Below are 11,780 nucleotides of genomic sequence, written 5' to 3'. Positions count from 1 at the left end.
CGAATGATGAGAAAATTTACACTCTTGTTAAGCCTAATAAGCCTGATGGCTGGTTTCTTGGGAGTTGCCGCCCAGGGCCTGACCGTCACAGGAAAGGTAACTGCTAAAGGGGACGGAGCTCCACTGGTTGGCGTTTCCGTTTTAGTACAGGGCACTACCACGGGTGCGACCTCAGACGTTGCCGGTAATTACCGGGTTACCGTGCCGGGTTCAGAAGCTGTCCTGATTTTTTCGCAGGTAGGGATGAAGCGGCAAACCATTACTGTGGGTAACCGTACCCAGATTGATGTAGTGCTGGAAGAAGATGCCGGAAATCTGGATGAAGTAGTAGTAGTAGGATACGGTGCTCAGAAAAAGAGTGTTGTAACGGGAGCTATTTCCAGTGTAAAAGCATCGGATCTGGCTACCATGCCCATTACCCGGGTGGATGAAGCCTTGCAGGGGCGGGCATCGGGGTTGACTATTACGCAAAGTTCGGGTCAGCCCGGTTCTAACTCTTCTGTGCGGGTTCGGGGACTAACGACGCTTAATAACAATGATCCTCTCTGGGTAATTGATGGAGTAGTGGTGGATAACGGAGGCATTGGCTACCTGAATCAATCAGACATTGAATCGATTGAGGTATTAAAAGATGCTGCTTCTCAGGCCATTTATGGAGCACGAGCTGCTGCTGGGGTTATTCTCGTAACGACGAAAAAAGGAAAAGCTGGAAGTATTCAGGTAAGCTACAATGGCTTTTATGGGGTTTCTTCTCCAGCAAAAAAGCTGAACTTATTGAATGCCAGTCAGTACGCTACCATTCGCAACGAGTCATTAGTGAATGCGGGTCGTCAGCCTCTTTTTGCTAATCCTGAGTCGCTGGGACAAGGCACCGACTGGCAATCCGTCATTTTCAATAACAGTGCCCGTCGTCAAAATCATGAGCTGAGCATCAGTGGAGGGAGTGAAAAATCAACGTTCTATCTTTCGCTGGGTTACATCGATCAGGAAGGCATTGTGGCTACGCCTATCTCGAAGTACAATCGTCTGAATATTCGTCTGAACTCCACCCACAAGTTAGCCAAGTGGCTGACGTTCGGTCAGAATCTAGGGTATGGTCGTGAGAAAAACGTAGGATTAGGGAACACGAACAGCGAGTTTGGTGGGCCTTTAAGCTCCGCCATTAACCTGGACCCCCTTACGCCAACGGTCATTACCGATCCGACAGAAGCGGCGGCGGCTCCTTATACCAACACTGGCATTCGCCGGGATGCGAACGGACGGCCTTATGGAATCTCGCGTTACGTAGCTCAGGAAATCACCAATCCTTTGGCGTATATGCAGACCCGTTTGGGTAACTATGGCTGGTCGGATAACATAGTTGGCAATGCTTACCTTGAAGCTGAACCGATTAAAGGACTGAAATTGCGTTCTACGCTGGGAGCTAAATTGTCTTTCTGGGGTAGTGAAAGCTTTTCACCACTGGCGTATCTGAATGCAACGACGATTACCTCGCAAACGTCTTTTTCCCGCGTGATGAACCGTCGTCTGGATTATAACCTGGAAAACACGATTTCATACACCCGTGATTTTGATCGTCATAACTTTTCCGTGCTGGTAGGGCAGGGGGCTTATCAGGATAACAATACGTTCATGAACAGCGTGACGTTCTATAACATCCCGGCTGATAACTTTGATGATGCATCCCTCAACTACAAACGCCCTACCGATCAGCGGTCTTCGGATGGTTCCGAAGGAGCGTTGCACCGGGTAAGTTCTCTTTTTGCCAGGGTTAACTACAGTTATGATGAAAAATACCTGGTTCAGGCCCTGATCCGCAGGGATGGTTCGTCCCGCTTTGGAGCCAATAACAAATACGGGGTCTTTCCTTCGCTGTCACTCGGCTGGGTACTTTCGCGGGAAGCATTCTTTCCTGAACAAAAGGTCGTTAATTTCTTCAAGTTACGCGGGGGTTATGGGGTAGTAGGAAATGATGCCATCGGCGATTTCGCTTACCTTTCTACCATTGGTAGCGGTCGTAACTACGCCTTTGGTAACTCAGGAACCTATCTGATTGGCTACAGTCCCAACGCACCGGCTAACCCTGATCTTCGCTGGGAACAGACCACCCAAACCAACATTGGCTTTGATGCAACGCTGTTTAACAACGTTAGCATGACCCTGGAATGGTTCAAAAAGGTAACTACTGACGTTCTACAAAACCCTCGCATTCCGGGTTACGTTGGGGCCATTTCTAATCCCGCTGCAAACGTAGCTGATATTCAGAATCAGGGAATTGAACTGGAACTAGGGTATAAGAAAAAATTCGGAGACTTTAATTTCTCTCTGAATGGCAACGTTTCCTACATCAAAAATAAGGTAACCAACCTGGGCCGTGGCATTGAATACCTGTCGGGCGGGCAAAGCTTCCAGGCTAGTAGTTACCCCATTACCCGCACAGCCGTTGGGCAGCCTATTAACGCATTCTATGGATTTCAGACGATGGGCATTTTCCAGAATCAGGGGGAAGTAGAGAGTTATACCAATGCGGATGGAAAGGTCATTCAGCCGAATGCAAAACCCGGAGATTTCCGCTGGGCGGATCTCAATGGCGACGGTCAGATTAACGAAGACGACCGAACTTTCCTGGGTAACCCCACGCCGACGGTAGGCTACGGATTTACGCTGAACCTGGGGTATAAAAACTTCGACTTCGTATTGTTTGGTCAGGGAGCGACAGGTAATAAAATCTTCCAGGGCTTGCGTCGTCTGGATATTCAGCCTGCCAACTACCAGACCTCGGTTCTGGGCCGCTGGACGGGTGAAGGGTCCACCAACGATTATCCCCGAATTGTGGAGGGCGACCCCAATAAAAACTTCCTGAATCCTTCCAATTTCTATCTGGAAGACGGTGGTTACTTCCGCATCAAAACCTTGCAGTTAGGATATACCATTCCTAAAACGGTAACGACCAAAATCGGTATGCAACGGGCTCGAATTTATGTCATGAGTCAGAATTTACTTACGCTTACGAACTATTCAGGGTACGATCCTGAGATTGGCGGCGGCGTCACCAGCATTGACCGAGGCATCTATCCCCAAGCTCGTTCCTTTATGCTAGGCCTGAACCTGGGATTCTAAACTGATAAAAGAAGCTTACAATGAAAAAAAATACCTTACAATGGGGAGCTCTGCTCATGGGTGGAATGCTCCTCTTCAATGCCTGTTCCTCCGATTTCCTGGAAGTGAAACCCAAAGGAACGGATTTGGAAACGAACTATTACCGCAATCAACAGGAAGCGTTCAATGGACTGGTGGCTATCTACGACGTGGTTGGCTGGCAGGGTGGAGGCTACGTAACTAAAGTGGGAACCCTCAACGCCGCCTCTGACGACCATTACGCGGGTGGCGGTGGTCCCAGTGACGTAACGGATTATCAGGTAATTTCCAACTACACCCTGACTCCGGCCGTCGGCCCACAGGATGAGTTATGGCGAAAAGGATTTTCCGGAATATTCAGAGCGAATACGCTGCTTCAGAAATTACCCAGTGTGCCCATGGACGAATCGCTGAAGAATCGTTACGCGGCGGAAGCTAAATTCCTGAGGGCTTATTTCTATTTTGATCTGATTCGTTTTTTCAGGAATGTGCCTCTGTTTACCACGCCAGTTTCTACGAGCGAAATGTATGATGTTGTGCAGGCTGCTCCGGCGGAAGTGTACGCCCAGATTGAAAAAGATCTGACGGAATCCGTTTCGGTGTTACCCGCCAGCATCCCCGTGGGAACGGAAGGGGGCCGGGCGACGCAGGCCGCCGCTCATGCCTTACTGGGAAAAGTGTATCTGCAACAGGAAAAGTTTACGCAGGCCGCTCAGGAACTGGCTCTGGTGAACGGAACGCCGGGTGGAACCTCAACGTATGGCAATAAACTGGTAACGAACTTCGCTGACCTCTGGAAAACGTCCAGTAAATTTAACAGCGAATCGATTTTCGAGATTTCATACACCAATACCTCTGCCGGGGACTGGGGCTGTATCGCTTGTACGGAAGGTAACGTGCTGAATATCATGGTAGGTCCACGAGGATACCGGACATTACAAGCGAACGCTCCTGATTACGTTTCGGGATGGAGTTTTCTGATTGTAACGGCGGATTTGTTCAATGCCATTCGCAATGACCCGCGTAGCACGGCTACCGTCGCTAATCTTGACAGTCTGGAGAAAAATGGAATTGCTACCTATGAAAAAGGATACATGAACACCGGTTACTTCCTGGGTAAGCTGGCCGCCCGACAGTCTGATCGACCTACGGGTGCGGGGGCTCCAGAGCTGAATTATCCGCAAAATATGTACGAAATACGTCTGGCGGATACGTATCTGCTCGAAGCCGAAGCTCTGGTTAGAGGCGGGGGTGATCTGGTACGGGCGGCGGCTCTGATCAACGCCGTTCGCGACCGGGCTTATAAAGATGATAAACACCGGGTAACGGCCACGCTTGAAAATATCATTCGCGAACGTCGGCTGGAGCTGGCGGGAGAAGGGCATCGCTTCTTTGACCTGGTTCGCTGGGGTCGGGCCGCAACGGTTCTGCAATCGAAAGGTTTTGTGGCAGGAAAACACGAAATTCTTCCCATTCCTCTGCTGGAACTTGAAAATACCCGATTGGAGCAAAGCAAAGAATGGGGTGGGACTAAATAACCAACGCTCCTGACTATACATTAGCCACGACATTACTCGTTTCAATTCTATACTTAACCTATGAACCGAGGGTCGGAGGTATTGCCTCCGGCCCTTTTTAACCCAAACGATGATGTACCTGCGATTAACCAGCTTATCGACCTTATTATTCTTGGGTGTATTTGCCTGTTCGGGTCAGCAACCTGCCGTAGAGCCTACTCCCACTACACCAATTTCTAAACCTAAAGATTTAGGCTGGACGTTTGCCTCCACACCCGTCTGGGCCGATGAATTTGATTACGAAGGATTACCTGATTCCCAAAAATGGGGTTATGATCTGGGCGGCAGCGGTTGGGGTAACAACGAGTTACAATACTACACCAATAGCGAGAAAAATGCCCATGTGGCCAATGGCAAGCTGTACATCACAGCCCTTAAGGAAGCCAAAGAAGGGAAATCCTATACCTCTGCCCGGGTCATTAGCAAGGGAAAAGGCGACTTTCTCTATGGCCGTTTTGAAATCAAGGCTAAGCTTCCCAAAGGCCGGGGTACCTGGCCCGCCATCTGGATGTTACCTACCGACTGGGCTTATGGAGGCTGGCCCAACTCGGGCGAGATTGATATTATGGAACACGTAGGGTATGATCCCAACGTGGTGCATATTAGTACGCACAGTCTGGCGTATTACTTTAAAATAAATACCCAAAAAACGGCTAAACGTAAGCTGGACAACGTCTTTGACGAATTTCATACCTACCGGGTTGACTGGACGCCGTATGCCATTCGCGGCTACATTGACGATGCCTTTATTTTTGAATTTGTTAACGAAGGTAAAACGTTTGCAGAATGGCCTTTTGATAAACGTTTTCACCTGTTACTGAACGTAGCTGTTGGAGGCGACTGGGGCGGAGCTAAAGGCGTAGATGATGCTATTTTCCCGACTTCCATGGAAGTCGATTATGTTCGGGTTTATCCCATGATTGAAAAATAAGCGGGTCTTTCTTCCCATTCTAAGTATCCTTCACGCATGTTTTTTCGAACGTTAGTACTAGGAATAATCGTAGGGTTTTGCGGTTCTCTGGGGGCTCAGGGACAGAACTTTGTCAAAGCCCAGGGAGCCCGGCTGGTGGATGGTAAAGGACATCCTTTATTACTTCGGGGCATGGGGCTGGGCGGCTGGATGCTACAGGAAGGGTATATGTTCCGTCTGGGCAATCGCGGACAGCAATATCGGATCAAAGAAGGAATTCAGGAATTAATTGGCCCCGAAAAAACGGAAGCTTTTTATAAAGGATGGTTAACCCATCACACTCGAAAAATTGATATTGATTCAATGGCGGCCTGGGGCTTTAACTCCATTCGCCTGCCCATGCATTATAACCTCTACACCTTACCCATAGAGCAGGAACCCGTAGCCGGGCAAAATACCTGGTTGGAAGAAGGATTTGCCCTGACAGACAGCCTGCTGAGTTGGTGTGAAGCCAATCAGATTTATCTGATTCTGGACTTACACGCAGCTCCCGGAGGGCAGGGCAACGATTTACCGATTTCTGACCGTAATCCGGCTCAGCCTTCACTCTGGCAAAGCGAAGCCAACCAGCAGAAAACACTTGCTTTGTGGCGGAAACTTGCCGAACGCTATGCCAATAAAACCTGGATTGCCGGGTATGACCTCATCAATGAACCCAACTGGGGATTTCAGGATGCCAAAGACACCCGGGGAACGGAAGAAACCCGCAATGAGCCTTTGCGAAAGCTGATGGTGGCTATTACCCAGGCCATTCGGGAAGTGGATAAAAACCACCTGATTATTATTGAAGGAAATGGATTTGGGAATAACTATCGCGGCCTCTTGCCAACCTGGGACCCGAACATGGCTTTGAGTTTTCACAAATACGGAAACTTTAATACGCAAGAAGCCATTCAGTCATTCCTAAATCTGAGAAACGAGCATCAGGTACCCCTCTGGCTGGGTGAGTCGGGAGAGAATTCGAATACTTGGTTTACGGATGCGATTCGTCTCATGGAGAAAAATGACATTGGCTGGTGCTGGTGGCAGGAAAAGAAAATGGGCATCAATAATCCGCTGGAAATACGGGTAACGCCAGGGTATGAAAAATTACTGGCGTACTGGAACGGGAAAGGACCTAAGCCCTCAGAAGCGGAGGCGTCGCAAACGCTGAATAAGTTACTGGAGTTACTAAAACTGGAAAATAACAGGTATCATCCTGATGTGGTCGATGCGATGTTTCGACAGGTGCATTCAGCCGAAACCCGGCCATTCAAAACCCAGGTCATTACCAAACAGACGGTTATCAAAGCCGTTGATTTTGATCTGGGACGACAACGATCCGCGTATTTTGATACCGATTCGGCCAGTTATCATTACACGCCCGGCGTAAATACCGTTGGCAATCGCGGCCATCAATACCGAAATGATGGGGTAGATATAGAGAAAAAAGAAAAGGCGTATGTCATTACCCATACCCAGCCGGGAGAGTGGGTACAGTATACCGTAGAGGTCGAGAAATCAGGTGCCTATGAAGTAAAGTTTCGGGTGACTTCGCCCGTTCAGGCTTCGCTTGCTTTATCTATTAATGGCAAGATGGCGGTTCCTGCTGTTCTGATTCCCGCGGCTAAGGATCAATGGGTAAATACGGCTTCTTCAAAAGTCAACCTTAAAAAAGGAAAAAATACGCTGAAAGTACAGGTTTTACAGGGCGGTTTTGAGTGGGAATCTTTTCAGCTTTCCCGGTTAAATAAGTAACAACCGAACTTAACCGGTAGGTAGGAGTAATCATTCCTAACCTACCGGGTGAGCTCGGTTATCTGCATAGATGAGAAAAAAAGATTACCCTATTCCTCCTCATGCTTTGAACCACGTCGACAGAGGAAAGCGACGGTAGCGGTGGTTATCAAAGCCCCTACGGCAATCTTGGTAATCAGCCCTTTGCGATTGTATTTCCAGGCAGCGTTCCAGCCTTTCTCCGCGAAAATATTAGGAACATATCCGCGTTTGAGATCGTCAATAATTCCTTCTACCACATTAACTCGGTCGGCGAAGAGCAAGGGTAACCAATGGCCGTATTCGGATTCACTAAATCGAAAAGCGTAGCGTCGGATGACTCCACTCAGTCCCGAAGGAGGACTGGAGGTGCCAAATACTGCCGTCACGCCGGGTCTTTCATTGGAATGAAGAATCTCAACCTTGACTGGCTGTTGGGGCGACCTCTGGTAATTGAGCCGTCGGTAATCGTCGCCTGTGTATTTTTTCATGGGATAGGTAGGCTCGTTCTTTGGGTCCGCGTCAATTCCCCATCCATTAATATGTGAATAATCACTTGCTAAATTTTCCATGACTACTAGCTTTATACCCTGGCTGAGGGTGGAATAAGGATCGTCTTGATACAGTTGTCGAGCTTAGCCGAGAAGATATGATAAGCATCTGAGACTTCTTCCAGCGGTACGCGGTGGCTAATGATTGCCTTAGGGTCCAGACGGCCCGCACGAACGTGATCAATGAGCTTAGGTAACAGCCGCTTGACCGAAGCCTGATTGGCCCGAATGGTAATGCCTTTATTGACTACATTACCAATGGGAACCAGGTTGTCCGTAGGTCCATAGACGCCGACAATTGAAACAATCCCTCCCTTTTTTACGGAATTGATCGCCCAGTGCAAGGCCGTGGCCGAACCCGCCTGTAACATCATCTTTCTCCCGGTAATGGTTTGCAGGGCACTTCCTGCGGCATCACCGCCTACCGCATCAATACATACGTCAGCCCCAAAGTAATCGGTCGTTTTCTTCAGAAAGAGAACCGGATCATCCATGGATCTGAAATTATAGGCTTCGCACTGGGCATAGGAGCGAACAAAATCGAGTCGGTATTCAACGTGATCAATGACGATTACCCGGCCCGCCCCAAACAACCAAGCACATTTCGCCGCCATAATTCCTACGGGTCCAGCTCCAAATACAACTACGGTATCGCCCGGTTTAATGCCCGCCATTTCGGCGGCCTGATAACCCGTAGGAACGACGTCCGTGAGTAACACGGCATCGTCGGGATGCAGGTCGGCTGGAATAACCATCGGTCCTACATCGGCATAAGGCACCCGAACGTATTCGGCCTGACCGCCATCATAACCACCAGCGGTATGTGAGTAACCATAAATCCCTCCCACCGCAGTAGCCTCTGGATTGGATTCATGGCAATTTCCGTACAGTTCCTGCTGACAAAAAGGACAGCTACCACAGGCAATATTGAAAGGCACCAGCACTTGATCGCCCACTTTCAGGTTTTGTACGGAAGAACCAATTTCTTCCACTACGCCAATGAATTCGTGGCCGAAGGTGGTTCCTACTCGGGTATCAGGAACCAACCCATGATAAAGGTGTAAATCTGAACCGCAGATACACGAACGGGTAACGCGGACGATGGCATCGTTGGGATGCTGTATTTCGGGGTAGGGCTTGTGATCCACACGGACCCTGAAAGGCCCCCGGTAGTTCATGGCGAGCATAGGTTCTAGACATTTTACGTGAGCGTAAGGATCTGGTTTACTACTATTAATCAGCCAATAGAAAAGTGATTTGGTTGTCGTTCACCAGAATCGAATAAGCTTTCTAGGAAAAATATTGAACCACTCAGACCTACCTAAACGCCTAAAACAGAGCACTCCGCTGATACTGGGGAGTGCTGATCTAAGGATAATTGTCTACTTATTATGGAATCGTATGAAAGATATTGCTGTACCTGAATCTTAATGATTTTAAACGGTAGGCTTTGTCGCGAAAATACCCCATTGCTGTGGCAACTTTATTCGACTGGTAAGCGAATGCGAATCAAAGTCCCTTTTTCACTGGTCTCAATGTCCATACTGGCTTTTAGTAACTCGCACATGCGTTTGACAATGAAAAGGCCAATACCTTCGCCACCTTTGCTCGACGAGCCCTTTTCGGTAGATGTGGGTGCAACGATGGTAGGGTGATTCAAAGGACCGTCCGGCTGATGAGCACTGGTGGGTTCTACCTGAGGCTGAAGCTGATGAGCTAAAGGAGCGAATGGACCGTTCAAAAGGCCCGGCCCGGTGTCCTGAATAGAGATTAGCCAGCGTTCCTTATTTTCCAGAGCCCAACTGACATTAACCCAGCCACTTTCGGTATACATGAGAGCGTTAAGAAGCAAGTTCTGAATAATACGACGAACTTTCATCGCATCCCCTACGACTACTAACTGTTCAGGGCCGTCTGCCTGTAGAACCAGTTGCTTTGCTTTTGCTAAGCCCTCTACCGACCTGACGAGCTGCTGCACAAGTTCGCTGGCATCGAAGGGCTGATTTTCTACTACTTCCTGACCTGCTTCCAGACGGGCATAATTCATGAGCTGCCTGAGCATAATTTCTACGGCCTGTAAATTTCGCGTGAGCAATTCCATGAACTTCTCCCGGTCGGCTTTTTTACTGGGTAGTTTAAGCAAGTTAGCCACGCCTGAAAGTACACCCAAACTTCCTTGTAAATCATGAGAAACCTGCCTCAAGTGCTCGCCGCGTTGGTGAGTGATCGACTGAAGATTATCGAGAGCTTCTTCCAGCGTTTGCACCTGCTTGATCGCCGCCGTTTGCCTAAGCTGATCGAAATACATAACACTGCCCCGATTAATATCTTTTGAAAGCCTTAGAAGCTGTCGATATGCATGGACCATTACCTGAGACTGGGTCTGCGGGTAAAGCTCCAAAAATGACATAAACTGCTCGTCAATAATGTCGTATAAATGATTCAGTTCATTGACTAACTCCGCCAGAGTATAACCCCGTTGCCAACGATGCAGACCATGAGTACCCGAATGCTCCAGGGCATTGGCTTGTTCGGGTTTACCTTGCAGCCGTTGACTGAGCACATTCAAAAGAACCGCCAGCTCATCATTAAATTCCTCCCGAGAGAAGCTTAAGCCCGTCAATAGATTATTGTCTTCAGAGCATCGGGTTCGCCAAAGATTGAGAATGGTCTCCTGACGAGCGAATAAATAGTCCGTTAATTGCTTAATCTGATTGGTATAGACGGAGTTTCGTTTAGTCATAGCGAAATAGAAAACAGAATATTCTATTCCTAATAAACGAACCAGAAGCTATAGAGTTTTTAATCGTATGTAAAGTAGTATACGTAAATACGAAGGCAAGTGGCTTTTGTGAAAGTATTAATACCTAAAGTGCTTTGGTAGTTTTTTGATAAATTAATTTTTATGTAAATACTGATTTGATACTTTTGAAGGGTAAATATTTGAATTTTAGTAAAGGTAGTTAAGGTAAATTAGGATTCATTAATTGAGACTTATTACTTGTTTATGAAACTAAAAAATTAATGACTATTAGAGGGTAAATAAGCTCATTTTATACAATTGAAAATGGATTATGAATGATAATAACTAAAAAGGAAGTGATAATGCCAGGAGACCTCACCACTTCCTTTTTAGTTATGTCAGAGGTTGATAACCAACGTGTGGTTAATCTTCCTGAGCGGCTTCTTCATTTACGTAACTTTCAGCCAGTTCCGTTAACTTTTTATCTGTCGTGCCTTCTTCATCCAGCGTCGTTTGTAAGATACCAGCGACTTCATCCAGGCCAAGTTTTTGAGCTAGGGTACGTAACCCACCATAGCTCGCAATTTCATAATGTTCGACCTTCTGAGCCGCTAAAATCAGGCCGCAGTCCCGCACCAGCGTGCCTTTTTCGGTATCTTCCTTAATGGAATCACTTTCTTTAAGTAAGCCTTCCATCGCTTCGCATTTCTTGGCAACGGCTTTTTGACCTACTAACTCGAAGATTTGCTCCAGGCGTTCCACGTGCGTTTCGGTTTCGGTTGTATGAAGCTCAAAAGCTGCTTTGAGATCGTCAGAAGTGGCCGCTTTGGCTAGTTTGGGTAAGGCTTTCGCTAGGTGTTTTTCAGCCCAGTAAATATCCTTTAAAGAATCAACAAATAATTCTTGAAGAGCAGATGAATCTTTTTCAGAAACCTGTTTTACGCTACTTTTAGTTTTCATGAGGATCAATATAGGTTTTAAGTATGGGGCTATTTATAAAAAATACATTCCATTACTACGCGTAATTCAATTGAATTAGTTCAGGG

At 47.6% G+C, this 11,780-nt stretch carries 8 protein-coding genes; 4 read left to right on the top strand and 4 right to left on the bottom strand.

The features are described from left to right. Window positions 1-3 precede the first annotated feature (3 nt). The 4 genes from QE357_RS21635 to QE357_RS21620 all read left to right on the top strand — a co-directional run bounded on the left by QE357_RS21635 (window position 4) and on the right by QE357_RS21620 (window position 7,422). The gene (locus QE357_RS21635; protein WP_309712295.1) at window positions 4-3,120 is read left to right on the top strand and encodes a TonB-dependent receptor; all 3,117 of its coding nucleotides are present in this window, start codon (window positions 4-6) and stop codon (window positions 3,118-3,120) included. Between the two features lie 20 nt (window positions 3,121-3,140). Continuing rightward, window positions 3,141-4,676: a RagB/SusD family nutrient uptake outer membrane protein gene (locus QE357_RS21630; RefSeq protein WP_307140607.1), complete on the top strand. Its 1,536-nt coding sequence runs from the start codon at window positions 3,141-3,143 to the stop codon at window positions 4,674-4,676. A gap of 109 nt (window positions 4,677-4,785) precedes the next feature. Next, the gene (locus QE357_RS21625) at window positions 4,786-5,646 is read left to right on the top strand and encodes a glycoside hydrolase family 16 protein (protein ID WP_309712292.1); all 861 of its coding nucleotides are present in this window, start codon (window positions 4,786-4,788) and stop codon (window positions 5,644-5,646) included. 36 nt (window positions 5,647-5,682) lie between these two features. Further along, a complete protein-coding gene (locus tag QE357_RS21620; RefSeq protein ID WP_309712288.1) occupies window positions 5,683-7,422 on the top strand; it encodes a cellulase family glycosylhydrolase in 1,740 nt (579 codons plus the stop codon). Between the two features lie 89 nt (window positions 7,423-7,511). Here the strand turns inward: QE357_RS21620 and QE357_RS21615 are convergent, their stop codons facing one another. The 4 genes from QE357_RS21615 to QE357_RS21600 all read right to left on the bottom strand — a co-directional run bounded on the left by QE357_RS21615 (window position 7,512) and on the right by QE357_RS21600 (window position 11,694). After that, on the bottom strand, window positions 7,512-8,012 hold the full coding sequence (locus QE357_RS21615; protein WP_307140611.1) for a hypothetical protein: 501 nt from the start codon (window positions 8,010-8,012) through the stop codon (window positions 7,512-7,514). A gap of 11 nt (window positions 8,013-8,023) precedes the next feature. Continuing rightward, on the bottom strand, window positions 8,024-9,178 hold the full coding sequence (locus QE357_RS21610; protein WP_307140612.1) for a zinc-dependent alcohol dehydrogenase: 1,155 nt from the start codon (window positions 9,176-9,178) through the stop codon (window positions 8,024-8,026). 296 nt (window positions 9,179-9,474) lie between these two features. Beyond that, a complete protein-coding gene (locus tag QE357_RS21605; protein WP_309712283.1) occupies window positions 9,475-10,734 on the bottom strand; it encodes a HAMP domain-containing sensor histidine kinase in 1,260 nt (419 codons plus the stop codon). A 423-nt stretch (window positions 10,735-11,157) separates the two neighbouring features. Beyond that, complete coding sequence (locus QE357_RS21600; RefSeq protein ID WP_309712280.1) at window positions 11,158-11,694, bottom strand: ferritin-like domain-containing protein; 537 nt, start codon at window positions 11,692-11,694, stop codon at window positions 11,158-11,160. Between the last annotated feature and the right edge of the window lie 86 nt (window positions 11,695-11,780).

This window comes from Siphonobacter sp. SORGH_AS_0500, from assembly GCF_031453245.1.
Taxonomy (GTDB): domain Bacteria; phylum Bacteroidota; class Bacteroidia; order Cytophagales; family Spirosomataceae; genus Siphonobacter.
This window is presented reverse-complemented; position numbering and strand designations above follow the sequence as displayed.